General features: G+C 72.7%; 23 protein-coding genes. 13 read left to right on the forward strand and 10 right to left on the reverse strand.

Going from position 1 to position 20,946, the window contains the following annotated elements:
• Positions 1-62: 62 nt before the first annotated feature.
• Both ACILQ5_RS02865 and ACILQ5_RS02870 read right to left on the reverse strand, forming a co-directional pair.
• Complete coding sequence (locus ACILQ5_RS02865; RefSeq protein ID WP_395656462.1) at positions 63-2,126, reverse strand: glycosyl hydrolase family 65 protein; 2,064 nt, start codon at positions 2,124-2,126, stop codon at positions 63-65.
• Positions 2,093-2,680, reverse strand: a complete 588-nt coding sequence (locus ACILQ5_RS02870; RefSeq protein WP_395656463.1) for a hypothetical protein — start codon at positions 2,678-2,680, stop codon at positions 2,093-2,095. The genes ACILQ5_RS02865 and ACILQ5_RS02870 overlap by 34 nt, the downstream gene beginning before the upstream one ends.
• A 120-nt stretch (positions 2,681-2,800) precedes the next feature.
• On the opposite strand from ACILQ5_RS02870, the gene ACILQ5_RS02875 reads away from it, so the two are divergent.
• From ACILQ5_RS02875 to ACILQ5_RS02925, 11 genes are all read left to right on the forward strand, one after another.
• On the forward strand, positions 2,801-3,307 hold the full coding sequence (locus ACILQ5_RS02875; RefSeq protein WP_395656464.1) for a nitroreductase family deazaflavin-dependent oxidoreductase: 507 nt from the start codon (positions 2,801-2,803) through the stop codon (positions 3,305-3,307).
• Positions 3,308-3,334: 27 nt separating this feature from the next.
• A complete protein-coding gene (locus tag ACILQ5_RS02880) occupies positions 3,335-4,240 on the forward strand; it encodes a hypothetical protein (protein WP_395656465.1) in 906 nt (301 codons plus the stop codon).
• 46 nt (positions 4,241-4,286) lie between these two features.
• Entirely contained in the window at positions 4,287-4,937 is a 651-nt protein-coding gene (locus tag ACILQ5_RS02885) for a DedA family protein (RefSeq protein ID WP_395656466.1), read from the forward strand.
• Positions 4,938-4,946: 9 nt separating this feature from the next.
• On the forward strand, positions 4,947-5,546 hold the full coding sequence (locus ACILQ5_RS02890; protein WP_395656467.1) for a DUF1684 domain-containing protein: 600 nt from the start codon (positions 4,947-4,949) through the stop codon (positions 5,544-5,546).
• A 168-nt stretch (positions 5,547-5,714) separates the two neighbouring features.
• Positions 5,715-6,929, forward strand: coding sequence for a DUF222 domain-containing protein (locus ACILQ5_RS02895; protein WP_395656468.1), 1,215 nt, complete (start codon positions 5,715-5,717; stop codon positions 6,927-6,929).
• Positions 6,930-7,177: 248 nt separating this feature from the next.
• Entirely contained in the window at positions 7,178-8,380 is a 1,203-nt protein-coding gene (locus tag ACILQ5_RS02900; protein WP_395656469.1) for an MFS transporter, read from the forward strand.
• A gap of 176 nt (positions 8,381-8,556) precedes the next feature.
• On the forward strand, positions 8,557-8,946 hold the full coding sequence (locus ACILQ5_RS02905) for a hypothetical protein (protein ID WP_395656470.1): 390 nt from the start codon (positions 8,557-8,559) through the stop codon (positions 8,944-8,946).
• Positions 8,947-9,244: 298 nt separating this feature from the next.
• Positions 9,245-9,568, forward strand: a complete 324-nt coding sequence (locus ACILQ5_RS02910; protein ID WP_395656471.1) for a nuclear transport factor 2 family protein — start codon at positions 9,245-9,247, stop codon at positions 9,566-9,568.
• A 268-nt stretch (positions 9,569-9,836) separates the two neighbouring features.
• Positions 9,837-12,035, forward strand: coding sequence for an MMPL family transporter (locus tag ACILQ5_RS02915; RefSeq protein WP_395656472.1), 2,199 nt, complete (start codon positions 9,837-9,839; stop codon positions 12,033-12,035).
• Between the two features lie 108 nt (positions 12,036-12,143).
• Complete coding sequence (locus ACILQ5_RS02920) at positions 12,144-12,944, forward strand: inositol monophosphatase family protein (protein WP_395656473.1); 801 nt, start codon at positions 12,144-12,146, stop codon at positions 12,942-12,944.
• Positions 12,945-13,100: 156 nt separating this feature from the next.
• A complete protein-coding gene (locus ACILQ5_RS02925; protein WP_395656474.1) occupies positions 13,101-13,481 on the forward strand; it encodes a RidA family protein in 381 nt (126 codons plus the stop codon).
• 105 nt (positions 13,482-13,586) lie between these two features.
• Here the strand turns inward: ACILQ5_RS02925 and ACILQ5_RS02930 are convergent, their stop codons facing one another.
• Entirely contained in the window at positions 13,587-14,297 is a 711-nt protein-coding gene (locus ACILQ5_RS02930) for a VOC family protein (protein WP_395656475.1), read from the reverse strand.
• A gap of 153 nt (positions 14,298-14,450) precedes the next feature.
• Here ACILQ5_RS02930 and ACILQ5_RS02935 point away from each other — a divergent pair, with 153 nt between their 5' ends.
• Positions 14,451-14,813, forward strand: coding sequence for a hypothetical protein (locus ACILQ5_RS02935; RefSeq protein ID WP_395656476.1), 363 nt, complete (start codon positions 14,451-14,453; stop codon positions 14,811-14,813).
• Between the two features lie 85 nt (positions 14,814-14,898).
• Positions 14,899-15,876 carry a type II CAAX prenyl endopeptidase Rce1 family protein gene (locus tag ACILQ5_RS02940; RefSeq protein WP_395656477.1) on the forward strand — a complete coding sequence of 326 codons (978 nt, stop codon included), beginning with the start codon at positions 14,899-14,901 and terminating at the stop codon, positions 15,874-15,876.
• A 117-nt stretch (positions 15,877-15,993) separates the two neighbouring features.
• Here the strand turns inward: ACILQ5_RS02940 and ACILQ5_RS02945 are convergent, their stop codons facing one another.
• The 7 genes from ACILQ5_RS02945 to ACILQ5_RS02975 all read right to left on the reverse strand — a co-directional run bounded on the left by ACILQ5_RS02945 (position 15,994) and on the right by ACILQ5_RS02975 (position 20,892).
• Entirely contained in the window at positions 15,994-16,371 is a 378-nt protein-coding gene (locus ACILQ5_RS02945) for an STAS/SEC14 domain-containing protein (RefSeq protein ID WP_395656478.1), read from the reverse strand.
• A 75-nt stretch (positions 16,372-16,446) separates the two neighbouring features.
• The gene (locus tag ACILQ5_RS02950; protein WP_395656479.1) at positions 16,447-17,460 is read right to left on the reverse strand and encodes a zinc-binding dehydrogenase; all 1,014 of its coding nucleotides are present in this window, start codon (positions 17,458-17,460) and stop codon (positions 16,447-16,449) included.
• Positions 17,461-17,508: 48 nt separating this feature from the next.
• Positions 17,509-18,003 carry a pyridoxamine 5'-phosphate oxidase family protein gene (locus tag ACILQ5_RS02955; protein ID WP_395656480.1) on the reverse strand — a complete coding sequence of 165 codons (495 nt, stop codon included), beginning with the start codon at positions 18,001-18,003 and terminating at the stop codon, positions 17,509-17,511.
• Between the two features lie 16 nt (positions 18,004-18,019).
• On the reverse strand, positions 18,020-18,772 hold the full coding sequence (locus ACILQ5_RS02960) for a glucose 1-dehydrogenase (protein WP_395656481.1): 753 nt from the start codon (positions 18,770-18,772) through the stop codon (positions 18,020-18,022).
• Positions 18,773-18,774: 2 nt separating this feature from the next.
• Positions 18,775-19,671 (reverse strand): 3-oxoacyl-ACP reductase, encoded by an 897-nt coding sequence (locus tag ACILQ5_RS02965; protein ID WP_395656482.1) that lies wholly within the window; start codon positions 19,669-19,671, stop codon positions 18,775-18,777.
• Between the two features lie 2 nt (positions 19,672-19,673).
• A complete protein-coding gene (locus ACILQ5_RS02970) occupies positions 19,674-19,865 on the reverse strand; it encodes a ferredoxin (protein WP_395656483.1) in 192 nt (63 codons plus the stop codon).
• A 46-nt stretch (positions 19,866-19,911) separates the two neighbouring features.
• Entirely contained in the window at positions 19,912-20,892 is a 981-nt protein-coding gene (locus ACILQ5_RS02975; protein ID WP_395656484.1) for an NAD(P)/FAD-dependent oxidoreductase, read from the reverse strand.
• Positions 20,893-20,946: the final 54 nt, after the last annotated feature.

The following is a 20,946-nucleotide window of genomic DNA, read 5'->3' on the forward strand; positions in this document are numbered from 1 at the left end:
ACCCAACCACCGGCGGCGACGGGCGTCCACGCCGGTCTACGACTCCCCCGTCGTCCAGCACCTCACCCCGTCAGCGCGAGCTCCGCGAGGCGTGGGTTCTCGGCGCCGCGGCGGGTCGGCGGCAGCCTGAGGCGTACGGCGTCGCCGGACGTCGCGGCGAACGGGACCTCGTCGGTGTCGGATGGCGAGCTCGCGACCTCGGCAACCGTCTGCCAGCCGCCGGTCCCGTGCACCTGGACCTCGTAGGTCGCCAGCGGTCGGACCAGCCAGCTCAAGGTGGCGTGGTCGACCGTCTGCACGCCGTCGAGCCGGACGGTGTAGGTGCTCGGCGTCGCGGGGTCGGAGGCCGGTCCCCACGCGGTCGCGGGGCTGCCGTCCACCGCCGCCTCGGGCGGTGCGCTCGGGTCGGCGGTCGTGACGTGGGCGGTGGCGGGGCGGCACAGCGCCAGGTCGTCGCTGCCCGCGTGCGGCCAGCGGGTCGGGACGACCAGCGGCTCGCCCGGGGAGAGCTGTTGGGTGCCGCCGGGTGCGTGAACCTGCATCGCCTCGCCCCGCCGCAGGGTGACCGTGGTGCCGCTCGAGCCCAGGTCGACGTCGAAGGTCCGGCCGTGCCACTGGAGCCCGCTCAGCCGGAGCCCGTCGGCGAGCGCCGGCGGCAGCGTCGGGTCGAGCGCGATCCCGTCGGCCCGCCACCGCAGCCCGGAGTAGCCGTAGAGGAACTCCTGGAGGAACCCGCCCTCCCCGGTCAGGAACGTGAACACGCCCTGGCCGCTGCGCGCCTCGGTGAACTGCTCGAAGGGCGCCTTCACGAACGGGTCGACGCTGCGCCGGGTGTAGGTCCAGTCCGCGCACCCCTGGCCGAGCTGGGCCGACACGATGCTGTTCACCGAGTCCGTCATGGCCGGACCGTCCGGGTCGTAGTGCAGCGCGTAGTAGTCGAGGTTGCCGCGGTCGACCCCCGCGGGCTGCGGGTACTCCCAGGGGTAGGTCAGCAGCACCGCGTCGGCCTGCTTGACCTGCTGCTCGGCGTACCCCTCGAACTCGGGGCGTACGCCGGGGATGCCGCCGAGCTGCTGCGGCGGCTGCACCACGAGCCCGTCGGCGACGGTCGCCCACTGCGGCGGCGTGGCCTCCCCGAGCACCGCCGCCGCCTTCCCGGCGAGCCGGAGCGTGGTGGCCGCGGTGGCGTTGGTGTAGACCTCGTCGTCGACCGGCCAGTTCTCCTCGTCGGGGCCCTCGACGTCGGTGATGTGGTAGCCGCCGGGACCCTGCTCGGCGCGGCTCGCCCAGAACTGCGCCGCCCCGCGGAGCACCGGCCAGCCCCGCGTCCGCAGCCAGTCCTCGTCGCCGGTGGCGAGGTAGTACTGCCACTGGGCCAGCGCCACGTCGGCGGTCACGTGCTGCTCCAGGCGACCGGTCTCCGCCCAGGTGGGTGTCACCTCGTCACCGGTCCGGGCGCTCTCCCAGGCGAACCGCATCCCGTCGTAGCCGGTGCTCGCCGCGTTGCGCGCCGCGCCGGCCCGGGTGCGGTAGCGGTAGTCCACGACGGTGCTCGCCTCGTCGGGGTGCTGCGCGAGCAGGGCGGGGTACATCCACGTCTCGGCGTCCCAGAACACGTGGTCGTTGTAGCCGCCGGCGGAGAGGCCGACCGGGCTGATGCTCGCGTCCACGTCGGGCCGCGAGCTGGCGAGGAGGTAGAACATGGCGGCCCGGACCCGGCGCTGGAGCTCGGGCTGGCCCGGGACGACGACGTCGTGGCGCCACTCGGCGCGCCACGCGGTGGCGTTGCCGCGCACGACCGCCCGCGGTGCGAGCCCCGACGCCCGGCGGGCGGCCCCCATCGGCTGGTGCGCGTCCTCGGAGGTGGCGAAGCCGACCACCTTCGTGAAGCGGTAGGTCCGCCCGGCGCGCACATCGACCGTCGCGGTCCGCCGCACCGACATGCCGGCCGACGACGCCGCGACGCGCGTCCCCGCCGGCACCTGGAGCCGTGCGGCCTCGGCGACGACGGTCCCGGTGCCCTTGGCCCGCACGGCGAGCTCGGTGAGCGCCCGCCCGGCGGACGCCCGCACCCTGGAGAGGGCGCCCGGGGTCAGGTCGGCGCCCGCACCGAGGACGTCGCGCACCTGGAGCCGGCCGCTCCACTGCGGGCGGACCTCGAGCGAGACCAGCCCGGTGCGGGCGTGGCCGCGGTCGAGAGCACCTCGTAGGTCAGCCGGGTGCTGCGGCCGCCGCCGGTCACCGTCGCGCTCGTGGTGACCGTCCCGTGCCGCAGGTCCAGCACCTGCCGGTAGCCGCGGCCGTCGGCGGCGTCGAGGACCCGGCCGCCCGCGAGCGCGTCGAGCTGGGTCCACCCGGGCAGGTTGACCGATCCCTGGTGCTGGACTCCCCCGGTGATCGGGTCGGGCACGTCGGCGTAGACCCCGGCGACGTGCGTCTCGGTGGCGATCGGCGTCTCGGCGTACCCGGCCCCGGACGCCGGCACCCGCGTGCCGACGTACCCGTTCCCGACGTAGGCGGGCGCCGCGGCGGCGTCGGACGCGGAGCTCGTGGCCAGCTGCCAGGCGGACCCCCCGGAGGCGGTCGGTGCCGTCGGTGCGGCGGAGGCGGTCGGGGCGAGCCCGGCGGTGGTCAGCCCGGCGAGGGAGGCGGCCAGCACGCCGGCCATCAGGAGACGCATGGACGCCCGTGCCCGTCGCCGGTGCCGATCATGCGTCTCCTGGCACCCGGGTCCATCGGCCCTGCCGGGACGCGGACCGTGCGGCTTGACTGGAGTGGAAGCAGGCGGCGAGGGGGACCCGTGGCACACCAGCGCCCGGCCGGGCACGAGCAGCGACGGCTCCTGGGCGTGCGCACCCCGGGCCGAGTCGCGCTGGCCGTCTTCCGGCTGCCGGTGCGCCTGTACGAGCGCGGCTGGGGCCGGCTCCTGGGGCGCACGTTCCTGCGGCTCGTCCACCCTGGGCGGCGGAGCGGGCGGCTGTACTCGACCGTCGCCATGGTGCTGGCCTCCGACGCGGCCTCGCGTGAGGTGGTCGTCTGCTCGGCGTGGGGCGCCGACGCCGACTGGGTCCGCAACCTCCGGGCCGGGCCGGCCGTCCGCGTGGACGTCGGCAGCGACTCGTTCACGCCGCGACACCGGTTCCTGACCGAGGACGAGGCGGTCGCCGTCGCCGCCGACTTCCGCCGCCGCCACCGCTACCGCCTCCGGCTGATGAGCCGGGTGCTCGGCTGGGGCGACCTCGGCACCGACGACGCGCTGAGGGCGTTCGTGCGGACCCGGCCGTTCGTCGCGCTCCGACCGGCCTGACGGGTCGCGCGCGACGGCCGCCGGCTCGTGACGTCCGGCCCTACCTTCCCGGCCGGCGTCCGCGACAGCATGGACCGGGAGGAGATGAGCGCGATGAGCACGGCGCACCTGCACCGGACCGAGCCGACACGGATGCACGAGGAGGGCCCCGCTGCCGGCAGGGTGTGGCTCTGGTACCTCGCAGCAGCGGCGCTCTTCTTCCTGGTCCCCGCGGTCGGCACCGACCTGCTCGGGCTCCAGCCCGACCTCTACTACCTCGGCTACTTCACCGTCGCGGTCGTGTTCTTCGTGGCGTTCGTGACGCGGTATGCCGAGGAGCTCGCGGACCTGTGGCGTCTGCACCGGTGGCAGAGCGTCGTGCTCGGCGCCGCGGTCGGCGCAGCGCTGGCCCTCGGCATCCTCCAGCAGACCGGGACGGCCCACGCTGCCGGCTGGCACCTCGGGTTCGAGGTCGTCTGGCGCGGGCTGGTCTACGGCACGGTCGACGCGCTGACCCTGTTCGTCCTCCCCGCTGCCGTCGCCTTCCTGCTGCTGCACGGCGACCGGCGTACCTTCGCCCGGAAGGCGGCCTTCGCCGGGCTGGCGCTCGTGCTGTCCATGTTCGTGACCGCGACCTACCACCTCGGCTACTCCGAGTTCCGCGGCGACACCCTGCGCTACCCCGAGATCGGCGCCGTGGCCGCCAACGTGCCGACCGTGCTCACCGGGAACCCGGTCGGTGCGGTCGTCACCCACGTCACCATGCACACCACCGCCGTCGTGCACCAGCGCGACGGCGGCGAGCAGCACATGCTCCCGCCGCGGTCGACCGGCGACTACCCGAACCACGGCAGCAGCGACCTGGCCGCCGTGCTCGCCGCCGTCTGGCTGGTCGCCACCGCCGGTGCGCTGACGGCGGTCGTGCGCCGCAGGCGGCACCAGGGCGCATCGTGAGCGGCCGGTCAGGTGAGCGGCAGGTCGGCGGGAGTACGTTCACTGCGTGGTGAACGCCGTGCTGGACGCGATCCGCGCGGTCCCGCCCGGCCTGGCCTACGCGATCATCGCGCTGCTGGTCTTCGGCGAGGCGGCGGTCTTCCTGGGGTTCGTCGTCCCCGGTGAGACGGCGGTGCTCCTCGGCGGCTTCATGGCGAGCCAGGGCCACCTCGACATCACCACGTTGATCGTGGTCGTCGTGGTCAGCGCGATCCTCGGGGACAGCGTCGGCTACGAGGTGGGCAAGCACTTCGGCCCGCGCATCCTGCGTCTCCGACCCCTCCGCAGGCACGGGGACCGGATCGAGGCCGCGCAGGCCATGCTGCGGCGCCGCGGTGGCCCGGCGGTCTTCCTCGGCCGGTGGACGGCGTTCTTCCGGGCAGTCATGCCGGGCATCGCCGGGCTCAGCAGGCTGCACTACCGCACGTTCCTGCTGTGGAACGCGCTCGGCGGCATCGCCTGGGGCGTCACGTTCTGCCTGGTCGGCTACTTCGCCGGCGCGTCCTACCAGAAGGTCGCCTCCGCGATCGGCGAGGGCGCGGCGGTCCTGGTCGGCCTGATCGTCGTCACCGCGCTCGTCGTCTGGCACGTGCGCCGGCGACGCCGCGAGCAGGCGGAGGAGGACCACCCCTCGGGCGAGGAACCGATCGGTGCGTAGGTTCGACGCATGACTCCCCTCGACGTCGTCGACTGGCGCCGCCAGGTGTTCGCGATCTACGCCGCGGTGCGGACCGAGCCCGACCCCGCCACCGCCCACGGGCTGTGGCGCCGGGAGCGGGACCGGCTGTTCGCCGAGCATCCGGCCAGCCCGCTCCTCCCCGAGCAGCGAGCCGGGTTCGCGGGACTGACGGTGGCGCCGTACGACCCGGCCTGGCGGTTCGACGTCGAGGTCCGCGCCACCGACCCGGAGCCGTGGGACGTGCAGACCGGGACCGACGGGGTGGTGCCCTTCGAGCGGCTCGGCGTCGTCTCCCTGCCCGGCGTCGGTGACCTCGACGTGTGGCGGCTGCGGTCGTACGGCGGCGGGGTGTTCGTCCCGCTCCGCGACGGCGGTAGCGGTCGGCCCGGCGGCGGCTACGGCGGCGGCCGCTACCTGCTCGACACGGTGAAGGGTGCCGACCTCGGCGGCGCCGACGGCCGGCTGGTGGTCGACCTCAACTTCGCCTACGCACCGTCGTGCGCCTACGACCCGGCCTGGGCCTGCCCCCTCGCCCCGCCCGGCAACACCGTGGACACGGCCGTCCCGGTCGGTGAGCTCCAGGCCTGAACGCACGCCACGTGGGCCGAGCCAGCGGCCATCCTCTCCACAGGCCCGGTCCGGGCGGTGGAGAACACCCGTCGATCGTGACCCGATCGTGACCGGATCCCCTGTGCACACAGGGGATTCTCGGCCCTGACTGTCGGTGGTCAGTGCTGTCATTGATCTATGACAGCGATGGCCACACCGAGGCACCGGGTCACCGCCGCGACCGTCCAGATGCGGTCGGTGGCGGACTCGGTGGCGGATGCGTCGGTGTGGTCCCTGGACGCCGAGGAGGCGCACACGACGCTGGTCGAGCTGACCCGCCTCGAGGCCCAGGTCGCCGCACTGAAGCTCCGCGTCGCCGGACACGCGGTCCAGGTGGACACCCGGGACGCCACCGCCGCCTGGGCCCACGCGACCCGGCAGACCCCCCGGACCGCCAAGAGCCAGGTGAAGCTCGCCCAGGCGCTGGAGGCGCACCCCCACACCGCCGATGCTCTGGCGGCCGGGGACCTGAACCTGGAGCAGGCGCGGGTGGTCGTGCACGCCGTCGACGAGCTCCCCGACTCCATCGGACCCGAGCTCACCCTCGAGGCGGAGGACCACCTGGTGGGGCTCGCCGCCGACCACCACGCCGGCGCTCTGCGGATCCTGGGCCGCCGGCTGCTCGAGGTGATCGCCCCGGACCTGGTCGACGCCCACGAAGCCGCGCTGCTCGAACGCGAGGAGGCCGACGCGTTGGCGGCGTGCCGGCTCCGGGCCCGGTTCGACGACCACGGCCGCCTGGTCGGGTCGTTCGTGCTGCCACACCTGCACGGCGCGATGTTCCTCAAGGCCGTCACCGCGTTCGCCGCCCCGAACCACCGCGCCGCCACCGACGGAGCCGAGGTCGCCAAGCAGACCGCCGGCCGGCCCACGCCGGAGCGGCTCGGCAGGGCGTTCTGCGAGCTCCTCGAACACCTGCCCGCCACGAGCCTGCCGAAGACGGGCGGCACCAACGCGACCGTCGTGGTCACCCTCTCCTACGAGACGCTGGTCGGGCAGCTCGAGACCGCCGGGGTCATCCTCGACACCGGCCACCGGATCTCCGCCGGCGAGGCCCGCCGGCTGGCCTGTCAGGCCGCGATCATCCCCGCCGTGCTCGGCACCCGCTCCGAGGTCCTCGACCTCGGCCACCAGACCCGCCTGTTCACCGCCGCCCAGCACCTCGCCCTCGCGCTCCGCGACGGTGGCTGCACCGAACCCGGCTGCGACGCACCACCGTGGCGCTGCCACGCCCACCACGACCTCGAATGGTCCAACGGCGGCCCCACCGACCTCGCCAACGGACGACTCCTCTGCCCCCGCCACCACCACCTCCACCACCGGCACCAGCCCACGAAGCCCGGCTACCACCCACGGACGTAGCTCGACCAGGTCCGGCCGTGGCTGGCCTCCACGCTCCGGCCCCGGAGATCTGTGCGGTGAGCTTGCCCGCCGCCCGTATGCGCGGGCCTCGATCCACCGGATCTGGCTGGGTGGCTCCCCCGTGCCCCGCGGAAGGCGATCTCGTGCCGTGAGTCTGCGGGCGTCCGGGCGGTGGTGGTGCATGGGAGATTCGCCGTCATGACTGACTGTGATGGGATGGCAGCCGATCACCGGTGACAGGAGATGTAGTGGCGGACGCCCCGTTCGGCCGCTACTGGGCGGCGGCGACGATCAGCTCGTTCGGCACTGCGGTCACGACGGTGGCAATGCCGGTGCTCGTCATCCACGAACTGGACGCATCGTCGTTCTCTGTCGGAGTCGTCAACGCCGCGCAGTTCGTCCCCTATGCGGTTCTCGGGCTCGTCGCTGGGGTGTACGCCGATCGCTGGCGGCGGCAGCGCATCTTGGTGTGGAGCAGCCTGGGACGAGCGGCAACGCTCGGGGCGCTGCCGGTGCTGTGGGCTTTCAACGAGTTGGAGGTATGGACGCTGGTGGTGCTGCTGCTGGCGTTCGGCGCGTTCTCGGTGTTCGCCTTCGCCGCCACGCAGTCACTGCTGCCGCGCTTGGTTCCTCGGGACCAGCTGGTCCCGGCAAACGCCCGGCTCGACCAGAGCGACGCTGCCGCGCAGACCCTCGGTCCGGCACTGGGTGGCGGTCTGGTCGGTCTCCTGGGTGCGCCCGTCCCGATTGCGGTCGATGCGGTGAGCTATCTCCTCGACGCCGTGCTCAATGCCGGACTCCAGGTCGATGAGTCATCTGCCCCACGTCCCGTGCAGCGGCACCTGGGACGGGAGATTCGGGAGGGGTTGAGCTGGACCTACCGTCACCCCACTCTGGCTCCACTGGCGGTGTCGACCCATGTCTGGTTCGTCGCCAACGCGGCAGGGTTCACGGCACTGACGGTCCTCGTGCTGCGGGTGATGGGTCTGTCGGCGCTGGTGTTCGGGATGCTGGTAGCCACTAGTGGCGTCGCCAGTCTCGTCGGCGCCACGATCGCGCCGACCGTCGGACGCCGACTCGGCACCGGACCTGCGATCGCGACACGATCAGTCTACCCGTTCGGCTGGATCCTGGTCGCTGCGGCCCCGGCTGTTCCCGCTGGCGTGGTGCTACTCGGCGGGGCCATGGTGCTCCAGGGCCTCGCCATGGGCGTTGAGAACGCCAACGACACCGGATACTGGCAGACCGTCACCCCCGACAGGTTGCTCGGGCGGGCGAACGCAACGAGACGCTCGGTGAACCGCTCGGCCGGCGCACTCGGTGCCGTCCTCGGCGGGACAGTTCTGACCGTGTCCGACGAGCGATCGGCTCTGCTTGGCGCAGCCGCCTTGTCCGCGGTGTCGGCGGTGATCGTCGGCCGGTCCCGTCTTCGAGGCGTGCGCATCGCCTGACTCGCAGACCGAAACTCCCGCCACGCGCCGAGCCGACCTACCGCATCTGCCGCGACCCAGCGTCCGATCATGCCGATGTTGAACGGTCGGGCCCGTTGGGGGTCTGCACCCCCAGAGCGGATTTGACCTTCTCGGGTCATGGGCCCGGCCCAACTGAGGTTCCTAGGGTGCCGATCATGAGCATCCGCACCCGCTTCGCCGCCTTCCTGGTGGTCCTGGCTGCGGTCGCGATCTCGCTCGCCCCCGTGGCGGCGGACGCGACCCGTTCGACGCCTAGCGCTCGGATCGACGTGCTTCCGAAGATCGGTCACTACGAGGGCCGCGACACCCATCACCGGCACATCAAGTTCTACTACGGCTCCCACGGCCGGGTCGTCAACTTCCGGGTCGAGCACACCAACTTCCCGCCCGCCGAGGTTCAGGGCGCCATGTGGCATCGCACTTGCCACAACAACCACTGCACGCGCGGGCACTGGACGACGGACACCCATGTCAACGGTCACTGGAGCATCAGCACGAGCAGTTTGGGAGATGTCGCCTTCTCCGCCAGATGGATCAGCCACTAGCGGCACCTGCTGACCAGCGGCACTGTGCGGCCGGTGAGAGAGACGGGCGCAGAGACGTCATACGGGACGGAGCGCCCGTCGACTCCGTCCGTATGGCGTCCTGCCCGGAGGTCGAGCAGCCGCACTCATCTGCCGCGACCGGGGCGTCCGATCATGCCGAGGGTCGAGCACCGGACCGACCGCCTCGCCGTGCGCGACTCGTGCACCTCGACGTCGGTCGCTGAGCCATCGTCCCATCCGGGTCCGGTCGTCCGGACGCCCACGACTGATGTCGGTGTGCGTGGCTAGGTTCCTCCGCATGACAACGATCCCTGACGTCATCGACCGCTACTACGAGGCGGCAGCGGTCGGCGACACCGACACCGTGGTCGCCTGCTTCACGACCGACGCACACGTCCACGACGAGCAGCGGGACTACCACGGTGTCGCGGAGATCCGCCGGTGGAGGGAGGGCACGGCCTCCCGGTTCACCTACACGACCGAGATCACCGAGGTCGAGCAGGTCGCTGATGGTGAGTACGTCGTCTCCACCCACCTGGAGGGCGACTTCCCCGGCGGGGTCGTCGACCTGGCCCAACAGTTCACGGTGGTCGACGGGCTGATTGCCGGCCTGTCCATCTGAGGATCCGTCGTACCTCCGCCGGGACCCCGACGGTGGGAGCGAACCCCGGCCGAGCCCGCGTCGCCGGGGCCCTCGTGCGCGTCGTTCCCAGGAATGGCAACAGGGCTGGCGCGGCACGGGGATGACGAGGAGAGTCGAGCACAGCGGTCGCGAACTCAGCGTCCCTCTCTCGGGAAGTCCCCGCTTCGTCGGGGCGGCGCCACGGCGTTGACCTGCCCGCTGCGCGCGGGCTCATGCTCATCGCGCCCGCCCGCTCTTGGGAGTGCTCATGCTCGTTCGACTCGCCGACCTCTGCTACCGCCGCCGCCGTGTGGTGGTGGCCGCCTGGATCATCGCCCTCCTGGGCGCCTTCGCACTCGCCAGCACCTTCGGCGCTGACCTGAAACAGGACTACCTGCAGCCGGGGTCGGAGTCGAAGACCGCTGCCGACACCCTCGCGACCAGCTTCCCCCAGCGGTCGGGCGACAACATCCAGGTCGTCGTCCACTCGCCCGCCGGCGTCTCGTCCCCCGCCGTGAAGGCGCGCGCCGAGCAGGTCTTCGCCGACGTCGCCGACGAGGCTCACGTGGTCGGTGTGGTGAGTCCGTTCTCGCCCGAGGGAGCTGGCCAGGTCTCGGCCGACGGCACGACCGCCTACGCCGTGGTCACCCTCGATCGGTCACACTCCGACTTCTCGGCGCAGCAGGCGAAGGACCTGGTCCTCCCCCTGCTGGCCGCAGGCGACGAGACCATGCAGGTCGAGGTCGGCGGCGACGTCGCCAAGCTCTCCCAGAGCGCCCCGGTGGGCAGCGAGGGCATCGGCCTGCTCGCAGCGGCCGTCATCCTGCTGCTGGTCTTCGGCTCGGCGGTGGCCATGGGTCTTCCCCTCATCACCGCCCTCTTCGGCCTCGGCACGGCGCTCCTGCTGGGTGAGCTCCTGATGCGCGTGGTCGACGTGCCCGACTGGGCGCCGCCGACGGCGGCCATGGTCGGTCTCGGGGTGGGCATCGACTACGCGCTGCTGATCGTGACCCGCTTCCGCTCCGGGCTCGCCGAGGGCCAGGAGCCGCGGCACGCCAACCGCAACGCGATCGCCACGGCCGGTCGGTCGGTCGTGTTCGCCGGCACGGTGGTGATCGTCTCGATGCTCGGCATCCTGCTCGTCGGCCAGCAGTCCCTGAACGGGTTCGCCTTCACCGTCTCCCTGGCCGTGCTCATGACGATGACCGCCTCCCTCACCCTGCTGCCGGCCCTGCTGGGGTTCGCCGGACGCAACATCGAGCGACTGCACGTCCCGCGCCTGCGCCGGGCCTCGGGTTCGCCCGGCGACTCCCGCTGGTACCGGTGGAGCCGTTGGGTCCAGCGACGCCCGTTGATCGCCGCAACCGGGAGCCTCGTGGCACTGCTCGCGCTGGCGGCCCCGTTCCTCGGCATCCGGTTCGGGTTCCCCGACGCGCAGAACGACCCGCCCAGCTACACGACCCACCGGGCCTACGAGCTCCTCGCCGACGGCTTCGGCCCGGGGTTCTCCGCACCTCTGGTCGTCACCGTCCAGGGAGGCTCAGGCGCTGAGCTCGTCACCGCTGCCGACGACCTGGGACGGCGACTGGCCGAGGTCGACGGGGTGGCCGAGGTCTCCCCCGTACTGGTCAACGAGACCGGCGACACCGGAGTGATCACCGTGGTCGCCACCACCTCGCCCCAGGACCAGGACACCGAGCAGCTCATCGACACGCTCCGCGACACGACCATCCCCGCCGCCACCGCCGACACCGGCCTCACCGCCCACGTGGGCGGGGCGTCCGCAGTGGACCTCGACATCACCCGAGGTGTCGCGGACCGCCTGCCGGTCTTCTTCCTGGGAGTGCTGCTGGTCTCGTTCCTGCTCCTGATGCTGGTCTTCCGGTCAGTGCTGGTCCCCCTCAAGGCCGTGATTATGAACCTCCTCGCCAGCGCCGCCGCGTTCGGCGTCCTGACCCTCGCGGTCGACGGCGGCCCGATCGGCACGCTCGTGGGGATCCCCGAGCAGACCCCCGTCCCGATCCTGATCCCGGTCGGCATCTTCGCCATCCTGTTCGGCCTCTCGATGGACTACGAGGTGTTCCTGATCTCCCGGATCAAGGAGGAGTACGACAAGACCCGCGACAACGCCACCGCGGTCGCCGACGGCCTCGCCAAGTCCGCCAAGGTCATCACCGCCGGCGCGGCGGTCATGGTCACCGTCTTCCTCTCCTTCGTCCTCGGTCAGGACGTCTTCGGGAAGATGTTCGGCATCGGCCTCGCCGCCGCCGTCCTCATCGACGCGACCGTCGTGCGGATGGTGCTGGTCCCAGCCACCATGGAGCTCCTCGGAGACCGCAACTGGTGGCTCCCCGCCTGGCTGGACCGCCTCCTCCCCGAGCTCCACGTCGAGGGCCAGGACCTCTCGACGCCGATCAGCCGCCCGGCCGGAGAGGCTCCGGGGGCACCCGCCCCTGCAGAGGCATGACCCCGCCCGCCGTCCACCGCTGCGGCGGACGGGCGGGGCCGCATCCGCGCCGAGGACTACGCCGCACGAGCTGACGCCTCGCTCGCCGGGACGTGGTGTGATCGGGGTGTGGAGTCAGGATCCCGGGTCGCGGAGGACCTCGAGGTGGGGCTGGCCGCGGCCCGCGCGGGCGCTGCCGTGCTCTCCCGCATGTACGGGACGGAGCTGTCCCGCGAGCACAAGACGGCGATCGACTTCGCCACCTCGGCCGACGTGGCCGCCGAGCGCGCCATCCTCGACGTGATCCGGACCGCTCGGCCGACGGACGGGTTCGTGGGCGAGGAGCTCGGCGAGGTCCACCTCGACCAGGGCGGGACCGCGCACCGCACCTGGCTGGTCGACCCGCTGTGCGGCACCCTCAACTTCGCCGCGAGGACGGCGACGTTCTCGGTCAACGTCGCGCTTCGGGAGGCAGGGACCACGACCGTCGCCGTCGTGGCCCATCCGCCGAGCGGCGAGCTGTACTGGGCGGCCGGCACCCGTTTCGGCACCCTCGGCCGACCCACCGCGGAGCGACCGGCCACCCGTCTCGTCGACGTCAACGCCGACGGCCCCCTGGACCGACGTTTCGTCGGCGCCCAGCTCGCGGCCGACCCCGAGCTCCGTGCCCGGTTCAGCCCCCGGGTCGAGTCGACGACCTTGGCCCTGGCCTGGGTCAGCACCGGCCAGCGGCTCGGGTACGTCACCGACGGCCTCCACCGCGACAGCGTCCACTTCGCCGCCGGGATCGCGCTGTGTGTCGCAGCAGGCTGCGTCATCACCGACTTCGACGGCAACCCCGTCCACACCGGGCCCGGCATCGTGGCCGCCGGCGACCCCGAGGCCCACGACGCCCTCCTGGCCGCGGTCTCGCGCCATCGCGCGGGCTGACGTCACCTCCGGGGCACCCGCCGTATCCGGCACTGGTCGCGATCAGGCCTTGGTCGGCGCGTCGAGCCCGGTCGCTGACCTGCGTACGGGGCCGGGCGCGGGAGCGGACCTTCCCCAGCACTTCCGACGATGGGACGATCGACCAGGAGGTCCCAGATGCCCCGCCAGATCATCAGCACGCCGAACGCGCCGAGCTCGCCGCTCTTCAGCCAAGGAGTCCGAGCCGGCTCCCAGGTGTTCGTCTCGGGAACCACCGGCATCGACCCGGGCACCGATCGCATGGCCGGTGACAGCATCCAGGCCCAGACCCGTCAGGCGTTGGCGAACTGCGAGGCCATCCTGCGGGAGGCCGGCGCGACGCTCGACGACGTCGTCGAGGTGGGCGTGCTGCTCACCGACCCGGCCGACTTCGCCGGCATGAACGAGGAGTACGCCCGCTGGTTCCCGAACGATCCACCGGCCCGCTACGCGGCCAAGCTGGGGGCCGAGATACCCGGACTGCTCGTCTCGATCCGGATGACGGCGTCCCTGGCCTGACCGCCAGGCACTCCCCCACGGCTCTCGGCGTCACCCGCGTCGGTCGTCCGCCCGCCACGGGGCCGCTCGGGCACGACCGAGTCTGCCGAGGTGCGGGTGTCGAGGTCAGGCGTCCGGCCGCCCGGTCCGCAGCCGGAGCTCGTTGCCGTCGGGGTCGGCCAGGACGACGACACCGAGGTCGCGCTCGCTGACCAGCGCGGCACCGAGCGAGAGGAGCCGGTCGACCTCACCGGCACGGTCGCCGTCGGCGAGCAGCTCGAACCACTGGCGAGCCGGCACGGTCACCGGCGCCACCGGTGGGCCGCCCCACGCGATCTTGGTGCCCCCGTGCGGCGACTGGACCGCGGTCTCCCCGCCCTCGTCCCACACCAGGGGCCAGCTGAGCACGTCCCGCCAGAACAGGCCGACCTCCCGGGTGCCGTCGCACGCGACCTCACCGAGCAGTCCGCAGCCGGCGAGGAAGCTGCTTTCCGGCGGGATCACGCAGAGCTCGTTGCCCTCGGGGTCGCCGAGCACGACGTGTTCCTCCTCGGGCCGCTGACCGACGTCGACGTGCCGGGCGCCCAGGTCCAACGCCCGCGCCACGACCGTCCCCTGGTCAGAGGCGTCGCTCGTCAGGTGGAGGTGGAGCCGGTTCGGCTCCCGCTTCTCCGCACGGGTCGGGCAGAAGCGCAGTCCGACCTGGGTGTCGTCGCCGGGCAGCAGCACGCCGTCGGCGTCGGCGACGACGTCGCGGTCGAGCAGGGCCGCCCAGAACCGAGCCGTCTGGTCCGGGTCGAGCGCACCGAACGCCACTGCCAGCAGCCGTGAGGTCATCGCCTCAACCTAGGAGGCTCGGCCGAGGTCGGCACCTCGGTTTCCAGCCGACCGGGCTCAGCACGGTCGACGATCCGCCCACCCCGCACGCGTCGCGCCGAGGAGCGACCGTCGGAACCGGCTCAGGACGGCGCACGTCACACGGGTATGACGGTGCCGACCCGACTGCCCCTCACCCTGGGCGCGACTGCCCTGGGCGCGGCGCTCGTGGTGAGCGCGTGCGCCAGCACCGGCTCGACGGCGGGCGACAGCGACTGCGTGAGCCGGTACACCGACGTGCTGCTCGCTCCGACCTGGGCCGACCTGCGCCAGGAGATGGTGCGCGGCGAGGGAGGTCCCGTGGCCGCGGTGCGGATCCAGGAGCAGGGTGACGACCTGGTCGGAGGCCGTGACCAGGAGGTGGTCCGGGTCGTGGACCTGCTCGACCACGAGGGTCACCGGGTCTCCCAGGTCGACGTCTGGCGGACCGGGGACGGCGGGTGGGGAGCGGGCGCCTGGAGCCAGTGCATCGACTAGACCGACGCCTGGTCGGACGAAGACCAGGGGGTCCTCAGGGTGATGCCGGATGAGCTGACCAGGTCGGTGCTGCGACCCTGGCGACGTGGGCATCTCGTCGGAGCGTGGCAGCTCGACCGGCGACGACGAGGTCGTCCTCCCTCGCCGTCCGGTCCTGACCTTCTGGCTCATCGCCGTGGGGCTCGAGGTCGTGCTGGGCGTCGCGTTCCTGGTGAGCGGCGCGGAGTCGTCGATCGACGCGGGGCTGTCGAAGGCAGGCATCGACTTCGGCTCCGACCTGGTGACGGCGCTCCGCGTGGTCGTGGTCTACCCGGCCGCGATCCTGGGGGTCGGCCTGGCGCTGGCCCAGGTCGCGGCACCGGACCTCGCCGTGCTGGTCGTGGCACTGATCCGTGGCGGTCGCGGCCTGCTGCGTGCGGTCGGCAGGAGGTTCCGTCCGTGGTCGCCGGAGGTCGGAGCCCGCCGGGGTCTGCGGATCTGGTTGCTCGTGGTCGTCGTCTTCTCGGCCTGCAACCTGGCCAGCGGGCTGCTGCACCGGGCGCTCGTGCCCCAGGACTTCGTCTGGCACTTCTCGTGGAGCATGCTCGCGCTCCTGCCGGTGGCGATGTTCCTCGATGCCGGGGCCCTGCTGGAGGAGAACGGCTGGCGCGGTTTCGCGCTCCCGGTCCTGCTCCGCAGGCACGGGCCGCTGGCCGCGTCCCTCATCGTGGGCCTGGCCTGGGCCTCGTGGCACTTCCCCGTGAAGTTCGACGCCTTCATCGACTACGGGCTCTGGGGCGCACTGGCCTACCTCGGGGCCTTCACCGTCAAGATCGTCGCCATCTCCGTGGTCATGACGTTCTTCTGGGCCCGCGCCGGACAGGCGACGCTGCTGGCGATCGTGATGCACGGCCTCTCGAACGACGTCGCCCGGGTCGGCGGCCTCGTCGACGGCGAGACGTGGCAGTCGTCGGCGATCAGCGAGCTGAACCTGGCGCTCCCGTTCATCGTGCTCGCGCTCGTGCTGGTCCCCTACGCCAACCGCACGGGCTGGGGCGACCTGAGTGACCTGACCACCGGGTGAGCACCCCGGTCCCGCGTGCCGACGTCGTCGTCGACGACCACGACTGGACGAAACCGCGCATCCTGCGGTTGTCGCCGCGCGAGGAGCGGTGACGCACGGCCGGTCGGTGGGCTGCCCTCAGCGTGGCGTCTCGCGCGACGGTTCGGCGAGCCACGCCGTGGCCTCGTCGATGTCGTCGTCGTCGAAAACCCTGATCTCCCCGGGCATCATCCAGCCGAACGCCTTGATGCTGTTCTCCAGCCAGTCGGCGTCGGAGACGACGGCCAGCCGCTCCCACCCCTTGAGGTGGCTGACACCGAACTTCGCGTCGGCGAAGAGGGCGCCCGGGCTGAACTCGGTGTGCTCGTCCAGGACGTACAGCAGCCGCACGCCCCCCTGCTTCAGGGCCTCGTCCAGCAGCGGGACCATCACGTCCCGGTAGTCGTCCGCCGTGACCTCGCCGCTGGCCCTCAACCCGATGACGCCGGCAGGCAGGTTCTCGATCGTCGTGATCACGTGCACTCCCCTCGAAGTCCGGATGCGTGCTCACCACCCTAGGCGTAGCGGCGGCCGGCGCACCGCAGGCGACGGTCAGGACGAGGAGACGGTGACGACGGTCTTGTCCCCGGTGCGGCCGACGGCGTGCTCGAACGCGGCCGCGGCCCGTTCCAGCGGGAACCGGTCGCTCACCAGGGCGTCCAGGTCGAGGCCGCCGGTGGCGAGTCGGATCGCCTCGGGGTAGGTGTCGCCCATCCGCCGGACCATCGCGAAGGTGAGCCCCTTGCGGCGGGCGGGTGCGGCGGGGAACGCGCTCATCGGTGTCGACGGGATCCCGCCGAGCGCCACCCGGGCACCGGGGCGGGCGCAGGCGACCGCCGTCCCGAGGCCCTCGTCGGCGCCCGCCATCTCGACGACGGCGTCGACGCCCCGACCCGCGGTGGCCGCCACCAGCCCCTCGACGGCCTCCTCCGGCGACCAGGCAGCGTCGGCGGCGAGGCGCAGCGCGGTACGCCGACGGTGCTCGAGCGGCTCGCTGACGAAGACCCGGGCGGCACCGGCCCGGCGCGCGACCGCACCGGCGAGCACCCCGATCGGGCCGGCACCCACGACGAGCACGTCGTGACCGGGCCGGACGTGCGCGAGCCGGACGGCGTGCAGGGCGACGCCGAGCGGCTCGAGGAGCGCACCGGCGTCGTCGCTGAGCTCGTCGGGCAGCGGCACCAGCAGCTCGTCGGGCCAGAGCAGGCGCTCCTGGAGCCCGCCGTCGACGCCGTCGTGGCCGGCGAAGCGCACCTGCGGGCAGAGGTTCCGGTCGCCGGAGCGGCAGGGCTCGCAGCGCCCGCAGCTGATCGCGGGGTCGACGGCGACCCGGCGGCCGGCGTGCGGCCCGTCCAGCGCGACGCCGGCGAGCTCGTGACCCGGCACCACCGGCTCGCCCAGCGTCACCTCGCCGGTCCCGCCCTCGGCGTACCAGTGCAGGTCGGACCCGCAGAGCCCGACCGACGTCACCGCGACCGTCGACCAGCCCGGGAGCGGGCGCGCCGGGCCGGCTGCGTCCTCGACGCGCAGGTCACCGACGGCGTGGAGCTTCGCGACCCGGTGCACGTGCCCATGATCGCTGCTCCGGCACGGACCGGCGGGCGCGGGCCCGGATCAGACGAACGGGGCGGTGGAGCCGCCGAGCTCCATGACGGGCAGCCCGAGCTTGCGGTGGTCCCACGACCGGGTGCGGACCGGGTCGAGCCGGAGGGCGGCGCGGTTGTGGGCCATGAACTCGACGAACGGCTTCATCTCCTCCGAGTAGGGGCCGTTGTAGCGCTCGAAGATGTTGACGCAGACGTCCCAGACGACCGCCTCGTCCTCGACGACCTCGGCGGTCCCCTCGATCGCGACGCCGCGCAGCTGGTCGTAGGTGTGGCCGGCCTCGACGAGGAAGCTGGCGCGCGGGTCGCGCCGCAGGTTCTGGGTCTTCTGCGCCTTCTTCTTCGTCTCGAACCAGATCGCGCCGTCGAGCACGGCGTACCACATGCCGACCAGGTGGATCTGGCCCTGCGGCCCGTAGGTCGCGAGCGTCGAGGAGCGCTGCTGCTCGAGGAACTCGGCGACCTCCTCGTCGCTCATGACGATCTGCGCGCGCTGGTTGGCCACGACTCCCCCGCCCCGCTCAGCCGCCGAAGGCGTGCGTCGCGGTGACGCCGCCGTCGATCGAGATCTCGGCGCCGTTGACGTACGCCGACTCGTCGCTGGCGAGGTAGACGTAGAGCGGCGCGATGTCCTCGGGGTGGCCGACCCGGCGCAGCGGCACCTTCGAGGCGCCGTACTCCATCGCGGCGTCGCCGCCGTGCACCCGGGTCATCGGGGTGTCGATCATCCCGGGGTGGATCGAGTTGACCCGGATGCCCTTGGGCCCGAGCTCCATCGCCCCGCACTTGGTCATCCCGCGGATCGCCCACTTCGTGGCGGCGTACGCCGCGCAGCCGGGCATGCCCGCCAGGCCCTCGACCGACGAGGCGTTGATGATCGACCCGCCGCCGTTCTTGCGCATCGTGCGGGCCACCGCCTGCATGCCGAGGAAACACCCGAGCTGGTTGACCCGGAACAGCAGCTCGACCTCCTCCTGCGGCATCCGCTCGATGTCGCCGAACCGCAGGATGCCGGCGTTGTTGGCGAGCACGTCGACCGGGCCGAACCGCGCGTTGGTGTCCTCGACGAGCGCCTCCCACGACGCCGCGTCGGAGACGTCGTGCGCCGCGAAGTGCGCCGACTCGCCCAGCTCGTCGGCGAGCGCCTGGCCCTGCTCCTTCGCGACGTCCGCGACCACCACCCGGGCACCCTCGGCGACGAACGCGCGGACGATCGCCGCACCCTGGCCCATCGCGCCGCCGGTGACGATGGCGACCTTCCCCTGCAGTCTCATGCTCACACCGTCAGCTTCATGATCGAGTCGGCGGCGAAGCCGACGGAGGGGTCGCGGTCCTCGAAGTAGCCGCCGAGCTGCTTGTCGAGGTCGTCGGGGGTCCAGAGGGTCCCGGATTTGTCGAAGCGCTGCTCGAGCGTGGGCGCCGCGACGAGGGCCACCATGCCGCCGTACACGACGAAGACCTGGCCGGTGATCGCGGCGGCGGCCGGCGAGGCGAGGTAGGCGACGACCGGTGCCACGTGGTCGGGCGAGTAGGGGTCGACCTCGAGCCCCGACGCGTCCTCGCCGAAGACCTGGGCGGTCATCGCGGTCCGCGCGCGCGGGCAGATCGCGTTCGCGCGGACGCCGCTGGAGGCGAGGGCCCGGGCGGTCGAGACGGTGAGCGCGGCGATGCCGGCCTTGGCGGCGGCGTAGTTGGCCTGTCCGGGCGGGCCGGAGAGGAAGGCCTCGGAGGCGGTGTTGACCACCGCGGCGCCGACCGGCCCGGACTCCTTCGCCTTCGCCCGCCAGTGGGCGGCCGCGTTGCGCGAGAGCAGGAAGTGCCCGCGCAGGTGGATGCGCACGACCTGGTCCCACTCCTCGTCGGACATGTTGAAGAGCATCCGGTCGCGCGTCACGCCCGCGTTGTTGACGACGACGTCGAGCCCGCCGAGGTCGTCGACCGCGGCCGCGACGAGGGCGTCGGCGGTGGCCCGCTCCCCCACGTCCCCGGGTACGACGACGGCCTGGCCGCCCCGCGCGCGGATCTCCTCGGCGGTGGCGTCGGCGCCGCCGGGCAGGTCGTTGAGCACCACCCGCGCCCCGGCGCCGGCGAGCGCCAGCGCCTCGGCCCGGCCGAGCCCGGCGCCGGCGCCGGTGACGACGGCGACCTTGCCGTCCAGGGAGACCTCACCCACGGTCAGTCCTCCAGGGACAGCGCGGTCCGGGGGCAGGCGGCGACGGCCCGCTTGACCGCGTCGATGTTCTCCGGCGTCGTCTCCTCCGTCTTGAGCTGGAGGAAGTCGTCGTCGTCGAGCTCGAACACGTCGGGCGCGATGGCCTCGCACAGCGCGTTGGACTCGCACAGGTCGAAGTCGACCTTGATCTTCATGGGGGCTACCTCAACTTCCTGGTGGGGCTTCTCGGTCGTGCCCTGCTCAGCTGCCTTCGCTGGAGTGACCGGGGAACACGTGGGCGGTCGGGTCGACCACCACGGCAGCGTTGTTGACGGCGGTGGCGGCCTCGCCGAAGCCGACGGCGATGAGCCGGACCTTGCCGGGGTACTCGGTCACGTCGCCTGCCGCGAAGACCCGCGGCAGGTTCGTGCGCATCGAGGAGTCCACGACGATGTGCCGCTTCTCGACCTCGATCCCCCACTTCTGCAGCGGGCCGAGGTCGGCGACGAAGCCGAGCGCGGCGACGACCGCCTGCGCGGGCCGGGTGGTGACCTCGCCGTCGACGGTGATGTCGACCGACTCGACGGTGCCGTTGCCGTGGATCGCGGACACCTGGGCGCGGGTGACGATGTCGACCGAGGTCGCCTTGACCGCCTGGACGGTGCGCTCGTGGGCGCGGAAGGCGTCGCGGCGGTGCACCAGCGTGACCGACTTCGCCACCGGCTCCAGGTGCAGCGCCCAGTCGAACGCGGAGTCGCCGCCGCCGACGATGACGACGTCCTTGCCGGCGTACGGCGCGAAGCTGGGCACGAAGAACTCCAGGCCGCGGCCCAGCCAGCCCTCGCCCGCGGGCAGCGGGCGCGGGCTGAACTTGCCGATGCCGGCCGTGACCAGCACCGCCTTCGTGCGGATGTCGGTGCCGTCGTCGAGGCCCACGGTGACGCCGTCGTCGTCCTCCTGCAGCGTCATCGCGGTGCGGTCGAGGAAGTACGCCGGGTCGGCGGTGGCCGCCTGCGCGACCAGCCCCTCGACGAGGTCGCGGCCCTTGACGCTCGGGAACCCGGCGACGTCGAGGATCATCTTCTCCGGGTACATCGCGGTGATCTGGCCGCCGAGCTCGGGCAGCGAGTCGACGATCGCGACCCGCAGCCCGCGGAAGCCCGCGTAGTAGGTGGCGAAGAGTCCGGTGGGCCCGGCGCCGATGACGAGGAGATCGGTCTCGTGGGTCTGGTGGTCGGCCACGCCGCGATCCTTCTCCTTCTGCCGGCCGGTCTCAACGACCGCGACTGGAACGTG

The organism is Nocardioides sp., assembly GCF_044226305.1.
GTDB lineage: Bacteria > Actinomycetota > Actinomycetes > Propionibacteriales > Nocardioidaceae > Nocardioides.